Genomic DNA, 17,945 nt, shown 5'->3' on the forward strand with positions numbered 1-17,945 from the left:
AGCCGTTGACTTGACGAGATACACGGACGTCAAGCCAAGGAGAGTAACAAGTCAGCATCTCAAGTTTATATTTTTACAATTTTAATTTGATGCCGGGCTTTCATCTGAAATAAAATTTGCAGCCTTGCGTCTCCCATTTATTATGCCAACAATGGCCGCTATCGGCACTAACCACGGCAAAAGACTTGCCATTCCAGACTTGGCGCCACTCAACTCTTGGAAGTTGGTGAGTGCAAGTATCACCACAAGGATAAGTCCTGTTCCTCCTAACATAGGTGCAATGAAGCCTTGCCAGAAGAAGCCATTTCGAGTCTTTCTGAAGTAGGCAATAACCGCAATTGCGCCCATGGCCTGTAGAACGAGGATCGCTAACGTTCCTAGTGCAACCATCCACATGTAAAGATTGTTGATTGGATCAGCCCCTACAAGCATAAAAACCAAGACTATTACAAGAGTGATGATGCTGAGTGCTGAGCTTGCATAATGAGGGCTGCAATGCTTTGGATGCACCCGGCTCAGTGAATTAAACAGAAATTTTGAGCGCGCGAGGGAGAAGAAGTATCTGCACAAGGCATTATGGAATGACAACAGCACCGCAAAGAGACTAGTTACTGCTAATATTTGCATCAGATTGGTGGACCAGAGTCCGACGAACTTGGTATTGACGTTAAATACGAAGTTGACCAGGTCCCCCCCTGCGGCGGCTTGTATATCACTGTCAGAATACGCAATGCCCAGGCACCAAGTGGTTAGCGTGTAAAAAATCCCAATCAATGCAATTGCGATGTAGGTTGCGATTGGAATTGTCCTGTGAGGGTTTTTGGCTTCTTCGCCATATATCGTTGTTGATTCGAATCCAACGAAGCAAGCGAAGGCAAACATTAATGCTACGCCAAGGCCTGGCGCACTAAAATCTGTAGGTATAAAATTTGTAAAAGTTATGTTGGTGGGATCTGACTTGATAAGAACGGCAATGTCGAATATGACAAGAATTAAAACCTCGAGAATCATCAAGAATCCGAGAATTTTAGCCGATATATTTACATCGAGATAGCCGAACACCCCAACTATTACAATCGCAAATAATGCGCTTAATTGCCAGCTAATTTCGATATGGGTGAGGTTTTTTATAAGTTCTGAGTTGAAAGCGGCAAATGCACCGTAGATTCCAGCCAGCATGCAGACATACGCGAGTATTGCAATACCAGATGCCGCATGGCCAACGCGATTTCCAATACCAACCTTAACAAGTTCGGCAAACCCGCCAGCACTAACAACATATCGGCTCATTGCAGCAAACCCTATGGCAAAAAGCATAAGGATTAAAGACGCACACAGGTATAGCCCTGGAGCACTACGGCCGCCGATAGCGAAAACTGCGGGTGAACCACCAAGGGTTGCACCTAGAGGGGCTGCTGCAGCAACTACAAAAAATACAATATCGGATACACCTAGAGAGTTTGTTTTTAGATTATGTTGCCGATCATGGTTTTGCATGAGGTCCTCCTAGCGAAATATATACAACGCATCGCCATAACTCGGCTACCACATACAAGTGTTGATAGTCAAAATCATAGGAAATGCGAGCGTTTCTCGAATGCATTTTATTAGCGTCTGGGTTTTGAAGAGTCCCTACTTTTCAGCGTAAGAGACACAGCAAGACCGCCTATTGAAAGTGGCGAACACAGTTACAGTGTTACTGAATTACGCCAATGATCGATAAGGAGGTGACAATAGACGTCATTCATTTTTTTTGCACCATTTGGCAAGATGCCGTTGATAATGCAACTGATGGCAGGAGGATGACTGGCTTTAGTATGTTCAAGTGTCGCTACCTATTATTTTTATTTAAGCGATTGAGTTTCTGGAGGGAAGGTTGCAGTTCTTAGAGCTGGATCTGCGGTGCGAACTTCCAGCTCTAAGATGACTTTCTATAGTTAGCAGACGTTACCGTCAGGTCGTACCCGTGAGAGAACAGTGCATACTGCTTCCACTGCCCGATCCGCTTCATCTCGGGACATAATCAACGGGGGAGCCATAACAAGGTTGGTAGAGTTGCTAATGCGTACGATTACTCCAGTTTCTTCTCGAATAATATTCGGAATCATCATGGCAAGGTCTGGGAGGGGCTGACGAGAGTGTTTGTCCGTAACCAATTCAATTCCGATTGCCATACCAGCTTGCCTAACCTCACCTACGCATGGATTGTCACGCAGTGTGGAAAGTTGCTCTGCAATGTACACCCCCATTTCGTTTGAGCGACTTACCAAGTTTTCCTCTTCGAGTATACGGATGTTTTGTAGCGCGACAGCGCATGCAACAGGATGGCCGCTATAGGTGTAGCCGAGTGGATAACCGTGACCTTCCCGAACAGTATCTGCTACATCGCGGGTCATCAGCACAGCACCAAGTGGAATGTATCCGCTTGAAATTCCCTTGGCAGTAACCAGGATATCTGGAGTAATGCCGAACTTCTCTGCCGCAAACCAGTGGCCAGCTCGCCCAAAAGCAGTTACTACTTCGTCAAAAATAAGCAAAATGCCATGCTTCTTGAGAACTTTCGACATTCGAGGCCAGTAATCGGCAGGAGGACTCACCATGCCGCCAACACCCATGATGGGCTCTGCAATCATTGCAGCAATATTTTCTGCCCCAATAGAAGCGATTGTTTTTTCGAGCTCCGCTACACAGAAGTCGGTGGGATCCTGGCCGTCGAAATAGTAGGTACGGTAAGCACTTGGCTGAGTCAGGTACGCAACATGTGGCAAGCCTGGCCCTGTTCCTTCGCGCATTTCTTCGAAGCCAGTTGCTGTACCGCCGCCATATGCCAAGCCGTGGTATGCGTTTGTTCGGGAAAGGATCCAAGTACGCTTAGGCTCGCTTTTTTGATGATGATAGTAGCGAGCGGTCTTGATCGCTGCATCGTCACCCTCAGAGCCGCCGCTGGTGAAAAAGCTCATCTCTAAGTCGCCCGGGGCGAGTTTCGCGAGTTTCTCAGACAGTTCAATTGCACGCTCGTTTGAAAAGTCCCAAAAGCAGGTAAAATACTCCAACTGTTTCATCTGGCGAGCTGCCGCTTCTGCCATCTCTTCGCGTCCGTGACCTATTTGAGCTAGGCACAGCCCTCCCGTAGCATCAAGGTATTCCCGTCCTTGAACATCCCATAACTTACACCCTTTACCGCGATTGAAGATGGTGCGATTTAGATCGCTCAGGGGCAAGTGAGGGTGGACTAAGTGACGGCGATCCAACTCCAATAATTTTTCTACGTTGTTCATTGTGGTCTCTCGTTTAGTAGATATTGTATGGAGCTGAAACAATAGTCTTGCGAAATAACAGAAGGGTCTAAGATGCCTGTAGCCCTTGAAACCCCGAGTGAAAGCACCGCATCAAGAACCAGAATTATTTTCAGCAATATTGCAGCCCGTGTTTCATGAATCGACGTAGCGATCATGTGACCATCTGAAGGTTGGTTCAACGCGCCAAAGCTGATTGATCAATCACGCTTTGAGATCAGTGGAAACTCCACGAGAGAGGCATAGGAGCAGCAGAGGGGAAGGCAGTGTCTAGGTGCGATCGGAAATGACGCAGGGGTTTGGCCATTTTCATCGGTAAGCGCCCCAGAAAATCTGGGTGTGGGAGCGTAGCGTGATTTACCGAGGTGCGTGCGTTTTTGGATCGGCGATATTCGCTGCCGTGCCCGTAAATGTGATGAACCAGCCCCGACTTTACATCCGCGCCGATATCGCCTTCAGGCCAGAGAAACAGTTACTACCTTTCGTCGATTGATGCATTCCAGGATCCCGCTTGCCTTCCTCGTTCTTGGTCGAACTGGGAGCAAGAATAATCGTCGCACCGACGATGGTGCTCTGACACAGGGAAGCAGATGGATGCGCAGTATGGTTTTCGGCGGATACGGTGTACGTCCACCACCAGCCTTTGGGTAATACGGCTCGATCATTTCCAGTAGGCCTCTCCTGGGCGCTACCTGATCCATTTCGTAATCTACCCCCACAAGTCTTTCAGCGCGGCATGAAAGCAGAGTCTAGCGGTTGATTTGGGCCCCGAAGCGCCCGAGTCACTGAGTCGTCGGTTCAAAGAGCTTTTTATGACTCCCCAACTACAAAAATACAAACGTATCCCATGTGCGTTTCATTTCCCCTTCGCAGTAGTGCAAGCGCGGATGCCCATGGCTTGAATCCCCCCTTACGTCTTCAGCAATGGAGAATAAGGCCTCGGATCAGTCCATTGGGGATATGTTGGATGAGAAGCCAGTGGTCAACTTCCAATAGGGAGGCAGCTCATTGCTTTCTTAACCAAAACTTTTTCGTCTGATTAGAAATCAGGCGCTCGCCATGAAAAAATACGCGTACTTGTATAAGGAGGCTGCGCGAGGAGAAGTCAGTAATCCTAGTTTAGGGAAGGAAATCAATTTGAAATGTCTGAGATGCGCAATAACGTAACGCCCTTATACCTGGGCTTCGATTACCTTGAAGCGTAGCAAGTGACATCGTGCTGTAAGACGCGTCTTCAATAGGAATATATCGTATGCCGGGATGATCGTATGCTTTCGTTAAAGATGATGGAAAAGTATCGAAGGCTCCCCCGTATGCGACTGCAGATATAACTTCAGGTATAGTTCTTACAGTGGCTGCAATTTTGCTCGGCTCATTTCTAATATCAGCCAAGCTCCAGTACGAAATCAGATCAGAGGGCGCGCCTTCTGCAGGGATGGCGAATGGTTTATCTAGTAGGTCAGATACAGTTAGCGAATTTAAGCATGCAAGTTCGTGTGTGGCGGGAACGACAGCAACTCGAGGTTCTTTGAAAAGTTCAACGTATTCTAATCTTTCATCATGAGTTGGAATTCGCATCAGTACGACATCAACATTGCCGCTTATTAAGGATTGAACTTGGTTTGTCATCTGTAATTCGATAAATACCAATCGAATATCTGGATTTAGCCTTTGAAAAAGGGCGAACATCGGGTGTGTGTATTCTGCGGCTTGGTCGCCAAATAAACCAATCTTCACCACGGCACGCTTGTTGTCTGCCAGCGCCTTGCACTCCACAATAGAGTTATGCATATCCGCTATTATAGTGCGTGCTTTGTTGATGAATATTTCGCCTGCTTCTGTGAGAGCTACTCTGCGATTTGCCCTAACGAAAAGACGGAAGCCCAATTCACTCTCCAATTTTGCAATCTGCGCGCTCAGGCCTGACTGCGCCATGTTTTCAATTTCCGCAGCCTTCCCGAAATGGAGTGTTTCACCTAGCCTCACAGCAAGCAGTAATTTCTTGGTATCCATGATTCATGTGTCGCGTTGGTGGAGGTTAGGCATTCACTAGCAAAAATCGCACCTTTCTACCGCATTGACTGGCTGCTAGGGAAGGCACAAAGGGTGTAACAGCTATGGTGGCCTGCCAGAGGGCCGGCAAAACGCGTTACTAAAGAGTTTGATAATCAGTGCTCTAGCTTTGATAGTTTGCGCCTACTGACATCGCGAAAAAAATGTTACCTGATGGACACGATCGGGAAAGATTGTAGCAGATTGGAAAAGCGCTAAAATATACTCCGCACCGAATTGGTGCTGGCTGTATTGTAACTGAACTATATCAGTGATTGGCTTGAATTAGATAAGCGGTAACTATCCGAATATTTTGGTTAAATATACTTAAATTTTGGTTAGGTAAAAATTGTATTGAAAATTTCTTTAACTAAATTATCATTTTTTCGTTTTATTGATAGTTTTTTCGCTCTTCATAGATGCCGCGACTTCGTGAGTCGCCCATGTATACGATCCTTGTTTTATACATATATAATCTGTTTAGCTTCAGGGGCGGTGAAATTGCTTTAGAGCAATGCTCTTCGCCCCCGCCCGTTTGTTCACGCGGGATTCATCCGCCTCGACGGCGTACGCCCTCCATCAATTTTCTGTATTTGTCATCGGCGCTGAGATTCGGAGCGGCTCGGACAATTTGGCTAAGACAGGATGTGAAGTCCGATGGAATCCATGATTGATCCTCTATTGTGAGGCTCAGCAGTAATAGGGCTTCTGCCGGGAAGTCGGTGCAAACGGAGTTTTCATTCATTTCGTGAAGCAACGAATGTGGATGCTCAATGGGCAACCACTCATAGAAACGGTTGTGCCTATGGCACGCAAAGAAAAGCCCACGAGGAGCGCGTGGGCTAAAGGGATGATGAAGGAGCTGGTACGAACATAGGGAGCCTAGTGTGAAAACTATGTGAACTGAAAATAGCCCAGCAGGGCGACTGCTGCTGAAACACTGTCGAAACAAACCTTCCATATGATTCGCGCAACCAAAACTGAAGGGCTAGAGATGAATCGGCCATCAAGAAGCATGCGCAAGTTGCTCGACTCCGTCGCTACCAACAATGAGGCTGCGGCGATTCATGTGATGCGCGCAGCGGAGCAACTCCAGGATGAGGTGCAGCGCCAACGGTTACTCAACCTGATTCATCGGCTCAACCAAGATGCCAGCGATCTGCGGATGGCGCGAGACGATATTCAGGGCGGTACCATTAAGCTCGCGTGACCGCCCCAATCACATCATTGCGGATGGTCGGGTAGGGGGGAACCTCTTAGGACGTGTAGATAGCCTTTGAGATTCAAAGGCTATTTGGAGCTATTTCAGGACAACATTACATATAGGCGGTGTTCAGCGGGATCAATACCGCTCATCGGTTGGTGATGTCTTTCAGAACTTAAACGTGTATCGGAAAATCAGACGATTTTCGTTAGCGCTGTCGGCATAGGTAGAGCGATTCGTGGAGTTGCGCCACTGTGCCGATACGTTCTTGAACGGGCCGCTTTGTACGGTGTAGGTGATGTCGGTAACGCGCTCCCATTCCTTGCCATCTTCCCCAAGGGATCGTAGAGAGGCGGCCTGTGAAGTTTTCAAAAGGGTGGGGTCTACCTCGTCGCCTTTGACGTACTTCAAGCCCAGAGTGAGGCCTGGCAGGTCGGCTGCTGCGAAATCGAAATCGTAACGTGCTATCCAAACCTGTTCTCTGGGTGCGGTAAAGGTGCTCACCAACGACTCGCCGAACAGGTAAGTATCGGCGCCATTGATCATGGCGAATGATGTTTCACCCCAGGCTTTCTGGAGGCCGGCGCCGAACGTGTGGCCGCTCTGACGATAGGAAAGCAGCGTACTGAGTGTCCGGTTGTCCACTTCACCCAGTCTTTCGTCCCCGGTTTCGCTGGCAGAAAAATAGCGAACGTCGGAGATCACCGATCCGGCTCCTAGCGCTCGTTCAAACTTCAAACCGACAAAATTCGAACGATAGAGATCTTCCAGTTCGGCCACATGGTAGCTGAGCGAAAGTCCTGGCAACGCTTTGTAGTCAAATGCCAGATAGGTGTAGTGATCGGCTTTGACCGCTTTGTAGCCAAACGTGGTCAGCGATTCAAAGTCCGTCGAGTTCCGCTGCTTCACGGCATCAATTCGTAAGGCACTGAAGGTCAGCGGCTCAAGGTCTTTGGATACCAGCATGCCACCGCGGAACACTTGCGGAAGCAGGCGACTGTTGTTGCTGGACAACAGGGGCAGCACCGGATTGAGACCACCGATGCGTAATTCGCTGCGCCCCAGGCGAGCCTTGGCGGTTGGAACCAACTTGCTGTATTCGTCCCTCACATTGCGTTGCGAATCAAAGGCCAGCAGGCCGGAACCGGTTCGGTCGGGGCTGGAATCCAGTTTGACCCCCAGCAGGCCGAGCGCATCGACGCCAAAACCAAGCGTGCCCTCGGTGAAGCCCGACTGCACGTTCAAAATGAAGCCTTGCGCCCATTCATCGCGTTTGGATTGGCTGGCGCCATCGTTGCGAAAATCACGGTTGTAATAGAAATTGCGCAGCTCAAGGCTGGTCTGCGTATCGCCAATGAAATCTGCAAAGGCGTTGGGAGCCGCGCAAGTGAACAGAATTGTCGAGAGCGACGTTATGGGTTTTCTTGACATGTCTAATGCACCATTTGTTGTTGTTTTTGGTGTTTGCAACGCGCACCGCTCCCTGAGAGAGCAACGCGGCTGCGCTCCGGACGTTGATTAATGTGTGGGTGTCGGTTGTGCAGGATCAGCGTGATCCGGGATCACGTTGTTAGCCGCTTGAAGCCAGTCGCACGATGGCTTCCTGACTCCCTGCCTGTTGGCGAAGAATGAACTTCTGGATTTTTCCTGTGGCCGTTTTCGGAAGCTCCATGAATATCACCCGGCGTGGGCACTTGTAGCGAGCCAGGCGTGCCTGGCAATACGCGATGAGTTCCGCCTCTGTAGGGGAGAGGGCTTCGTTTTTCAGTTCGATGAAAGCGCAGGGCACCTCGCCCCATTTATCGTCCGGCTGCGCGACCACTGCGGCATGAAGTATCGACGTATGGCTATGGAGAATGTCTTCGATTTCGACGGAGGATATATTTTCGCCACCGGAAATGATGACGTCCTTGCAGCGGTCGGTGATCTGCATGTAACCGTCTGCATGAACCACCGCAATGTCACCGGTATGAAACCAGCCGCCCTCGAATGCCTTGTGCGTTGCTGTCTGGTTTTTCAGGTAGCCCATCATCACGGTATTGCCTCGCAGCAACAGTTCGCCGGTGGTCTGGCCATCATGGGGGACGGGCTGTAGCGTTTCTGTGTCTGCAACCATCAAGCCTTCGAACGCTGCGGCCCGGGCGCCTTGCCGAACACGCATTTTCGCTTTCTCTCGGGCGGGGAGCTCATCCCATCCGTCCTGCCAGACGCAGCTGATCGGTGTGCCCGCCACTTCAGTGATGCCGTACACATGGTCAACCTGGAAACCCATGGATACCACGGCGTCCAGCACCGCTGCAGGAGGTGGAGAGCCTGCCGTCAGTACACGAACCGAGTGGGGCAGCGCTGGCGGCTGGGGCACATTGGCGATCATGGCCATCACCGTGGGGGCCGCGCAGAAATGGTCAGCCTGGTGCTGGGCAATCGCGTCGAACACCGCTTCTGCCGCAACCTTGCGCAGGCACACGTGGGTGCCGGCCGCAGCGGTGATCGCCCATGTGAAGCACCAGCCATTGGCGTGGAACATAGGCAGCGTCCACAAGTATCGAGGTGCCTGAGGGAGCGACCAGTTGGTCATCTGCAACAGGCTCATCAAGTAGGTGCCACGGTGACTGACCACCACGCCTTTCGGGTCTCCTGTGGTACCTGAGGTGTAGTTGAGGGCAATCGGTTGCCACTCAGTGCTCGGCCATACCCCTTCGAATTCCGCGTCGCCCTCGGCGAGCAGTGCTTCGTAGTCGGGCACCTTCGAGTCGACCAGGACGGTGGCCAAGTGATCGCGAATGTTGATCACTGCCGGACGACGTTCGAGTCGCTCAAGTGCCGCAGTGGCGACCGCCATGTACTCGCAGTCGACCAGTAGCAACTTGCATTCGCTGTGACGCAAAATAAAAGCGATGCCGTCGGCGTCCAGGCGATGGTTGATCGTATTGAGGATGGCGCCCGATAAAGGAATCCCGAAATGCGCCTCGACCATCGCCGGCGTATTGGGCGAGATGATGGAGACCGTATCGCCTGGGCGGATGCCTCTGCCCACCAGCGCCGAAGCCAGTCGGTAGCAACGCTCGCGGGTGTGCGCCCAAGTCCTCTGCAGCTCGCCATGGATGATGGCGACTCGTTCAGGATGAACCAGAGCGGCTCTATCCAGGAATCCGAGGGGGGTCAGCGGGACATGGTTCGCCGGGCTCTGATCGAGTCCGTGTGTGTACGTCATGAACAGGTCTCCTTATTATTTTGATGAAAAACGGCGAAAGCGCTGACCGGTTCCCGGGCCGTAATCAGCGTGTTTTCAATGGACGCGGGATCGGCGTAGCCAAGGCTCATGCCACACACCAGCATTTGCTCGGCCGGAATGCTCAGCACCTCTGAGATGACTTTGTGATATTTGAGAAAGGCGGCTTGCGGGCAGGTGTGCAAGCCTCGACCGCGGGCGGCCACCATCACGCTTTGCAGGAACATGCCGTAATCCAGCAGGCTGCCCTGCTCAAGTACTTTGTCGAGGGTAAACAGCAGACCTACCGGGGCATCGAAAAACCGATAGTTGCGCCCGTGCTGCTGGTGCATGCGTTGCTTGTCGCCCTTGGCAATCCCCAGCAGCCCGTAGAGATCCCAACCCACTTTGCGCCTGCGATCAACGTAGGGCGTGACCCACTCGCGGGGGTAGTATTCGTAAGGGTCTTGCATATCGCTATTGAGCTGCGGATCGTTGTCGATGGCGGCGATCGCCATCGACAAACGTTCCTTCACTTCGCCGGTGACGACGTGAACGCGCCACGGTTGCATGTTGACGCCCGAGGCGCTGAAACGAGCGACGTCCAGAATCGCTTCGATTTCTTCACGCGATACGGCAGTCGGCAGGAAGGCCCTCACACTGCGGCGTGAGGCGATTGCCCAGTCGACGGTGCGCTTCAGTTCTTGCGCTGACAGCGGCGGTAGTGACAAGCGATTCAAGGTACACATCCTTCAACTGATATTGAGTCAGACGGACAAGGAGATCTGCACTGCAGACACTCGGTCAGCGGGACAACGCTGGCGCTTTGCTGACCTGGGCGGAGTCCGCCCGTGCCTGGTTTACAAATGTGACCGCCAAGGCACCCATGAGGCCCGCGAGTGCGATCACCATGAAGTTCTGTTCGAGTGGCAAGGCCAGCGATACGAGCCAGCCAATAAGTACCGGTGCGATAATTGCGCCGATGCGGCCGACTCCAGACGCAAAGCCCACACCTGTCGAACGGATTGAGGTTGGGTAAAAATCGCCGGCATAGGCATAGGCAATCAATTGAGTGCCGAGGGTGGAGGCGCCGACAATGAAGACGACCACGAACAACAACTCAGTCGAGCGTGTAAAGCCCATCGCTGTCAGCGCCACCGCACCTACCACGTAGAATGAAACCAGGACATATTTGATGTTGAACTTGTCGCTGAGCCATCCGCCTCCGATCGCACCGACAATCGCACCTACGTTAAAAACGATGACGAAGTTGAGTGCAGAGCCCAGGCTATGGCCTGACATTGCCATCAGTTTGGTCAACCACGAATTGAGCGCGTAGACCATGAACAGGCCGGTCATGAAGGCCACCCAGATCATCACAGTACTGAAGCCACGGCCTTCGCTGAACAGTCCTTTGACCGGGGCGTTGAGCGAGGAACGGGTCTCGGCAGGATTCCCCGCCAGAACAGTCTGGCTGTCCAATGGATACGCGGGGTCGATCCTTTTGATGAGGGTGGACAGTTCCTGCTGGCGACCCTGCTTGAGCAAGAAAGCCATGGACTCCGGCATGGTTTTCAAGATCAACGGAATCAACAGCACGGGAAGACCCGCGACGTAAAAAACCGACTGCCATCCGTGACTCTCGATCAGTTGTTTGCCCGTGAGTGCGACCAGAATGCCGCCCACGGAGTAGCCCGCAAACACTAAGGTCACAAGCCGGGTACGAAGTTTCGCTGGCGAGAACTCGCCCATTTGTGCGGTCATGATCGGCAGGACGCCACCGATTCCCAGCCCCGCGATAAAACGGGCGATGCTAAAGCTGATCGGGTCGCTGGTGAGCCCCGCAGCCGCTGTGAACAGACTGAACAAGGCTACGCAGATTGCGATCATTTTTGGTCGACCGATGCGGTCGGCCAGCGTCCCCAGAAAAATCGCGCCGAGCATTGTTCCCAACAGAGCCGAGCCGGCCATGATGCCTGCGCTTGTCGGGTCAATTCCCATGTCCTTCATGATGGCGGGCAATGCAGCACCCACAACGGCAAGGTCGTAGCCGTCAATGACCAATATCAGAACGCACCAGAAAAGAATCAGCCGATGGAATCTGTTGAATTTCGACTCGCCTGCGAGCGTAAAGACGTTCACTGGTTGCATATCGTGTCTCCTTCGATTTTATTTTTTTTGGTGAAGTGCACTGGCCCGGGTATATCAAGATGGCTAGTCCGTCGGGGCCATTCTAGGAAGGCGCTTCGGGACCGCCCATGTCTGGCGAGACCAAGTTGTGTGAGCTATTTGGGCATGTTTGCGGAGAGCAGAACGCCAATGGCAGAGCGACGGAGTGACAAGCGCGGTTGCCAAAAAAGCGGGGTTATTGGCCGGCGTGTATGGAGCGGGGAAGGGAAGGCGGTGCGTTATTCTGGTAAACGGACACTATTCGTCCGAATGGTTGCGCCGATAGGCGCCCGGGTTAACGCCGGTCCATTTCTTGAAAGCGCGGTGAAACGCGCTGGTTTCCTGAAAACCGGTTTCTGTGGCGACTTCGTTAACCGTCATATCGCCGCGCGAGAGCAGGTCGATGGCCATATCGCGACGTAAATCATCTTTGAGGTTCTGATAATGGGTGCCTTCTGCTTGCAGCCGGCGCTGCAGGGTCGAGTTGGACATGCAGAGCACTAGCGCCAGCTCGTCCCTTTCCGGCCACTTGTCCGGGCTCAACCCTCGTAAGCGTCGTCTTATCTGCGCGCTGATGCTGTCATCGTTACGATATTTGACCAAAAGGCTGGCGGGGGACTCTTTCAGAAACTCGCTGAGGCTGGCAGGCGTTTGTGCAATTTTCATGTCCAGGAGCTTTTTGTCGAAACTGACCTGGGTCATTGGCGCGTCGTATTGAATGTCTTCACAAAAGCGCATTCGGTAGTCGCTTTCATCCGCAGGCTTTGGGGCGCGGAAACTAAGCGTCTGCAACGGAATGCGCTGGTTGACCAACCAGCACGCAAGGCCATGTACCAGGATAAACCAGGTGCCGTAAGCGAACAGGCGCCTCATGTGCCCGTGATCCTGCAGGATGATGAAGGCGTGATCCTCTTTGACGTGTAGCTCTCCATGAATGTCATCGAGTACCAGCCGCAAGAACGAAAGCATCCGCTTCAGCGCCTGGCCCAGGGTGTCGCAATCAAAGAGGGCATGACACATCAATTTGAAACTGCCACGGCGCATGGGATGACTGTCGATACCGAAGAACTCGTCATCCAGCAGATTCGCCAGTTCGACCCACAGACGAGCGAATGAGCTGGCAGAAACCCTCGCTCGCGGTGCATCAAGCAGTTGAGGGTCGATATCGGCACTCTCTAATGCAAGTGCCACATCGATGTCTCGTTGCCTGGCGCTGTAGAGGGCCTCATGCACCAGCGCGATTGACGTGGTTCCTTTGTCCTGGGACTTAGTCATGAGTTCTCCGTGTGCTGTAGCTGTGTTTGGTCTTCCGATCGACTCGCTGCATTGCGATGCCGGCTACCGCTTGACTGGGTGCATGACTGTCGGGTGCTGCGGCCTCCTTTACTGCTGGATGGCTAAGCCACGAGATTGATTTCAGCGATCAAATTATCGACGGCGGCGAGCATGAACTCGATCGTTGTTTCGTCGGCGAAGTGGCCATTCTGAATCTTTTGATTGACGCCGGGAATGACTATTTGGGGGCTGCAAATGACTCTGGAAAGAGTGGCGGAAAGCGTTTCACGAAGTTGAGACTGGGCGCGTACTCCGCCGAGCACGCCGGGTGACGAGGTCATGATCAGCACCGGTTTATGTTTCAGCGGTGAATTGAAGCCGGGGCGGGAGGCCCAATCCAGCGCATTTTTCAGAACGCCGGAAGTGCCATAGTTGTATTCAGGCGAGCAGATGATCAATCCATCGGCCTGTGATATTGCGTCTTTCAGCGCAACCACTGATGCAGGCAGCGTCTCTGCTTCCAGATCACTGTTGTAGAGGGGGATATCATTCAGTGCGAAGAGGCTCATTTGCGCCTTGTCGCCCAATCGAGCGCCGAGGGTTTTGAGAACCGCGGTATTTGTAGACTGTGAACGCAGGCTGCCTGAAATACCGAGTAGACGATGAGCGACAGTGGCCATAAAACTCCTTGGACTAGCGAGATGAAGAATAAAAAACTACACAGCCTGTTTCTCTGGACGTGACGTGCCGATCATCACAAAAAGTGCTCGGGCTATCCGCTCACTTTTGTTCCGCCAGGCGTGCCGCGTACCGTTCTGAATAACGATCTCGCCTGCCTTTACCAGACGGCTCTGACCGTTATCCAGCTCCAGCCACATTTCGCCCTCCAGAATGATTCCGTAATCAATGGTGGCCGTGGTGTGCATGCCCGGATTTTCTGGCTCAAACGTTTCGATCAGGCCCGGCAGTGCGGCGCTCAGCTCTTCAAAAGCCTTAACGCCATCTACGAGATTCTGCATGACGGTGTCAGGCGGAAAGTCAAACACAGCGATGCTGGTGCCTCCTTGAGGAGGAATCAGCGATGCGTAATCGAGCGTAGGATCGCGTTCCTGTTCGAGGAGTACCGGATTGGCGGAAGTGGTCCACAACTGAGCCATCGCATGCCCCGGGATCGAGGCGAAGGACTGCGCCCTTGGGGTATAGTCGTCGGAAACGAACACGGAATTCCCTTGTTCGTCGTGGCCGGTGACGATTCTTCTGATCTGCATTCTGGATTACTCAATGAGGCAGCGAGGGAGGGGAGAACGCTCCGCTCGCTGCGTTTTATCAAGGACAGATGACGTAGTTGCTGAAGCCACCATGGCGGTTTTCGATACCGGTGATCGCGCTGTTGACGTCTTCCAGACTGAAGGCCGTGTTTTCGAAGAATGAGAGATCAAGCACCCCCGATTCAACCATGTCGGCCATGTCCTGACCTTGGCCCGTGGTGAACCAGGCCGAACCGCTGATCTGGATATCGTTGTCCATGATCCAGTGTAGGTCGATGGGGACTTCGCCGGCGATGGCGCCGACGTTGACCAGGTGCCCGCCACGGCTAAGGGATTTCAGCGCTTGGGTCAGGCTCTCGTGGGGGGCGCCGGGGCCCAGGGCATCGATGACGACATCGACACCTTCACCATGGGTGATTTCACTGACCCACTGGTTGGTCGGAATTGCACCGAGGGTGTGAATTTCAATCCGGCCCGGGGCTGCCAGGTCTTTCACCTTTTGGAACAGGTCCTGGTTTCGGGCGGTGCCGAGGATTTTACGAACGCCCATGGCCAGCGCCAGGGCGACAGCGCCCAGGCCGAGAGTGCCGCTGATCCCGTTGATCAGCACGGTGCTGCCGGGACCGACGTTGGCTTTGATTAATGCCTTATAGGCTGTGCCCAGATAGCCCAGGCGTGCAGCGGTCTCGAAGCTGATGTTGTCGGGCAGTTTGACCAGGCTGTATTGCGGGGCAGGGATGTACTCGCAAAGACCACCGTAGGGATAGTCTTCGAACATGCGCGGGCTTTTGGCGGTGAACCCGAAGTAACCGTTGAAGGTATAGGCGCTGCAGGCAATGGTGTTGCCCGCGCGGCAGGCCCGGCATGAGCCGCAGTGGCGACCCGGGTTCACATAGACCCGGTCACCGACCTTGAAGTCATAGACCTGGGCGCCGACAGCTTCGATGACCCCGGCCGGATCAAGTCCGAAAATGGCAGGCAGCTTGGGCAGCGGGCTCTGCGGAAACCATTTGACCCAGTTGGTCAGGATGTTGTGAAGATTCGGGACGATCCCGCACGCCTTGACCTTGACCAGCACCTCGGTCGGGCGAATCTCGGGGACGGGCACTTGCTCGATGACCATGGGTTTACCGCCTTCATACAGACGTGCGGCGCGCATAGTTTTTGTAGTCATGATCTTCTCCAACACACATATTGTTTTTGTAGTGGTACGTAACCCTGGAGCACGCTTCAAATCCTGGGCCTTAACGCAGCCCGTCTTCGCCCTTCACGTCAGCCGCCGCGAGCCCACCCAGCCGTGCATGAATCCGGCCGCCGGTGGCCATCGCCAGGCCAAAAGCGATTTCGCCGCGACGAGGGCCGTCCCATACGGTCATTTCAGCCACACCGAAGTGGCTGCGAACATAGGCCGCCTGGATATGCCCGAGCGGGATCATCACTCGGCAACCGGGACCGCCGATGGTTTTGCCCGCCGGCACGATCGCCTTCGGATTGCCGAGCGCTTCGCGCATTGCCCAGCCACCGGCTTCGTGCCAGACCGCGCCGTGCTCCAACTCACCGTCTTCACCGACGATGGCACCTTTGCCATAGGCCTGCACGTGTTGGGCACCGCCCAGTGCATGGATCAATCGCTCGGACAGTTCTGCGCCCAGCCCCCTCAACTCCTGCATGAACGGCAGCAGGTCTTCTACATATTTACCCGCGTAGGGGTTGGCGACCACGGCGGTGGCGACCGCAACCCTGAGTGGGGCCGACGAGCGAGGCCCGCCTTCGTGGAACACTTCTTCGATGTCCAGTTTTACCTTACGAACCATCACAAGCGACATGCCTAACCTCCAGAACCGTGAGCCTTATGCAGCTCGTTATTTTTTTAAACCGGCCTTTTGCATTATGCATTTAATGATGTATGGTGCAAGAAATTAGTTTTTGTGCATAAAAAATAGGAGAAGAACATGAAGCTGATTTCGTACCGTAAAGAAGGCAAGGCCCATTTTGGAGCCGTGTCGGGTGACGGGGTCGTCGAGCTGACACGTCGTTTTGCGCAGGTTCCGGACCTCGCATCCTTTCTGGCCAATCCGCTGTTGGTACAGGAAGCACGCAAGGTCGTAGAGGACACCCAGCCCGATTACCCGTTCTCAAGCATCCAGCTGGAGTCGGTCATCCCCAATCCCGGCAAGGTGATTTGTGTGGGCATCAACTATGTGGCTCACGCCGAAGAGGCGGGCAGAAAGGTTGGGGAGTTCCCGGTGATTTTCCAGCGCTTTGCCGAAACCCTGCTGCCCCACGGAGAACCGCTGGTAAGGCCTCAGGTATCGGAGCAATTCGATTTCGAAGCCGAGTTGGCCGTGGTGATCGGGAAGGGCGGCGCGCACATCGATCCCGCCGATGCAATGGATCACGTCGCGGGTTATACCTGCTTCAACGATGCCAGTGTTCGCGACTGGCAGTTCCATACGCACCAGTACGGCATGGGCAAGACCTTCAGAAAAACCGGCGCGTTGGGGCCATGGGTCATTCCAGCGTCGGAAATTGCCGATTACCGTAAGCTGGTGGTACGGGGTGTACTCAATGGCGAGCAATTGCAGGAGGGCAGCCTTGCAGAGTTGGCCTTCGACATTCCACATTTGATTTCGTATGTGTCGAAAGCGCTGCCATGGAACCCGGGCGACATTCTGGCAACCGGTACACCGAGCGGGATCGGCTTCAAGAGAAATCCACCGATTTTCCTGAAACCCGGTGATGTGTTCGAAGTGGTCATCACCGAAATCGGGACACTGTCGAACGGCGTTATCGACGAAGCCTGAGCGTTGTCCTCTACACAATCATAAAAACCGGAGGTTCCAAATGCCCGCCTTACCGACTATCAATTTCACTCACACCGGCGTGTTTTGCGCAGACCTCGATCGTATGGTCGATTTCTACTGCCGCACCTTGGGCTTCATCGTCAGCGACAAGGGCGTGGCCTCAACCGGGCATCGCCTGTTCTTCATGACGCAGAACCCGGAGCTGCATCACCAGGTGGTGCTGTTTGACGGCAAACCTGTCGATCTGCCCTTCAACCCGATCAACCAGCTGTCGTTTCTGCTCAACTCCCTGGATGACCTGAAGACTTACTATCAATTCGCCAAAAGCCGTGGCATCGAAGGGATTGTTCAGGTGGATCACGGGAACGCCTGGTCGATTTACTTCAAAGACCCCGAAGGCAACCCGATCGAAATGTATGTCGATGCGCCGTTCTACACCGCTCAACCTTGCAAGGAGCCACTCGATCTCGAACTGCCGACCGAGGCCATCCTGGCCCAGACCGAAGCCATGTGTAAGCGCCGCCCCGGCTTCCAGACTCGCGAGCAATGGATGGATTCCATTCGGGCGAAGATCGAAGAGCAGCGGGTTCGCGTCGGTTGATTGTTGAGGCCTGGTTGATGGGCGTGCACCAGCCCGTTCATCAACCGGAAGTCGCACTGGATAAA

At 53.4% G+C, this 17,945-nt stretch carries 15 protein-coding genes and 1 pseudogene; 3 read left to right on the forward strand and 13 right to left on the reverse strand.

The window, feature by feature from the left end; all coding sequences use genetic code 11:
* Nucleotides 1-81: 81 nt before the first annotated feature.
* The 4 genes and pseudogenes from ACEN8Q_RS00120 to ACEN8Q_RS00135 all read right to left on the reverse strand — a co-directional run bounded on the left by ACEN8Q_RS00120 (nt 82) and on the right by ACEN8Q_RS00135 (nt 5,309).
* Complete coding sequence (locus tag ACEN8Q_RS00120) at nt 82-1,497, reverse strand: APC family permease (protein WP_413704267.1); 1,416 nt, start codon at nt 1,495-1,497, stop codon at nt 82-84.
* A gap of 440 nt (nt 1,498-1,937) precedes the next feature.
* On the reverse strand, nt 1,938-3,278 hold the full coding sequence (locus ACEN8Q_RS00125; protein ID WP_413704268.1) for an aspartate aminotransferase family protein: 1,341 nt from the start codon (nt 3,276-3,278) through the stop codon (nt 1,938-1,940).
* 399 nt (nt 3,279-3,677) lie between these two features.
* A pseudogene (locus ACEN8Q_RS00130) lies at nt 3,678-4,042 on the reverse strand (hypothetical protein); the annotation flags it as partial.
* A 373-nt stretch (nt 4,043-4,415) separates the two neighbouring features.
* Nucleotides 4,416-5,309, reverse strand: coding sequence for a LysR substrate-binding domain-containing protein (locus ACEN8Q_RS00135; protein ID WP_413704269.1), 894 nt, complete (start codon nt 5,307-5,309; stop codon nt 4,416-4,418).
* Nucleotides 5,310-6,342: 1,033 nt separating this feature from the next.
* On the opposite strand from ACEN8Q_RS00135, the gene ACEN8Q_RS00140 reads away from it, so the two are divergent.
* Nucleotides 6,343-6,558 carry a hypothetical protein gene (locus tag ACEN8Q_RS00140; protein WP_413705456.1) on the forward strand — a complete coding sequence of 72 codons (216 nt, stop codon included), beginning with the start codon at nt 6,343-6,345 and terminating at the stop codon, nt 6,556-6,558.
* 162 nt (nt 6,559-6,720) lie between these two features.
* Here the strand turns inward: ACEN8Q_RS00140 and ACEN8Q_RS00145 are convergent, their stop codons facing one another.
* The 9 genes from ACEN8Q_RS00145 to ACEN8Q_RS00185 form a co-directional block, all read right to left on the reverse strand.
* Nucleotides 6,721-7,983, reverse strand: a complete 1,263-nt coding sequence (locus tag ACEN8Q_RS00145) for an OprD family porin (protein WP_413705457.1) — start codon at nt 7,981-7,983, stop codon at nt 6,721-6,723.
* A 139-nt stretch (nt 7,984-8,122) separates the two neighbouring features.
* Entirely contained in the window at nt 8,123-9,766 is a 1,644-nt protein-coding gene (locus ACEN8Q_RS00150; RefSeq protein WP_413704270.1) for an AMP-binding protein, read from the reverse strand.
* Nucleotides 9,763-10,503 (reverse strand): nitroreductase, encoded by a 741-nt coding sequence (locus tag ACEN8Q_RS00155; protein ID WP_413704271.1) that lies wholly within the window; start codon nt 10,501-10,503, stop codon nt 9,763-9,765. Before ACEN8Q_RS00155 ends, ACEN8Q_RS00150 begins: the two co-directional genes overlap by 4 nt.
* Nucleotides 10,504-10,567: 64 nt before the next feature.
* Nucleotides 10,568-11,914, reverse strand: coding sequence for an MFS transporter (locus ACEN8Q_RS00160; RefSeq protein WP_413704272.1), 1,347 nt, complete (start codon nt 11,912-11,914; stop codon nt 10,568-10,570).
* A gap of 276 nt (nt 11,915-12,190) precedes the next feature.
* Nucleotides 12,191-13,207: an AraC family transcriptional regulator gene (locus ACEN8Q_RS00165; RefSeq protein ID WP_413704273.1), complete on the reverse strand. Its 1,017-nt coding sequence runs from the start codon at nt 13,205-13,207 to the stop codon at nt 12,191-12,193.
* Nucleotides 13,208-13,329: 122 nt separating this feature from the next.
* Entirely contained in the window at nt 13,330-13,887 is a 558-nt protein-coding gene (locus ACEN8Q_RS00170; RefSeq protein ID WP_413704274.1) for an NADPH-dependent FMN reductase, read from the reverse strand.
* Nucleotides 13,888-13,923: 36 nt separating this feature from the next.
* Entirely contained in the window at nt 13,924-14,475 is a 552-nt protein-coding gene (locus ACEN8Q_RS00175) for a cupin domain-containing protein (RefSeq protein WP_413704275.1), read from the reverse strand.
* 58 nt (nt 14,476-14,533) lie between these two features.
* Nucleotides 14,534-15,649: an alcohol dehydrogenase catalytic domain-containing protein gene (locus tag ACEN8Q_RS00180; RefSeq protein WP_413704276.1), complete on the reverse strand. Its 1,116-nt coding sequence runs from the start codon at nt 15,647-15,649 to the stop codon at nt 14,534-14,536.
* A 70-nt stretch (nt 15,650-15,719) separates the two neighbouring features.
* Nucleotides 15,720-16,301, reverse strand: coding sequence for an amino acid synthesis family protein (locus tag ACEN8Q_RS00185; protein ID WP_413704277.1), 582 nt, complete (start codon nt 16,299-16,301; stop codon nt 15,720-15,722).
* Nucleotides 16,302-16,427: 126 nt separating this feature from the next.
* Between ACEN8Q_RS00185 and ACEN8Q_RS00190 the strand changes: the two genes are divergently transcribed.
* Nucleotides 16,428-17,279, forward strand: a complete 852-nt coding sequence (locus ACEN8Q_RS00190) for a fumarylacetoacetate hydrolase family protein (RefSeq protein WP_413704278.1) — start codon at nt 16,428-16,430, stop codon at nt 17,277-17,279.
* Nucleotides 17,280-17,319: 40 nt separating this feature from the next.
* Nucleotides 17,320-17,880, forward strand: a complete 561-nt coding sequence (locus tag ACEN8Q_RS00195; protein ID WP_413704279.1) for a VOC family protein — start codon at nt 17,320-17,322, stop codon at nt 17,878-17,880.
* Nucleotides 17,881-17,945: the final 65 nt, after the last annotated feature.

This window comes from Pseudomonas sp. Pseusp16 (genome assembly GCF_047324915.1).
In the GTDB taxonomy this organism is placed as follows: domain Bacteria; phylum Pseudomonadota; class Gammaproteobacteria; order Pseudomonadales; family Pseudomonadaceae; genus Aquipseudomonas; species Aquipseudomonas fluorescens_CD.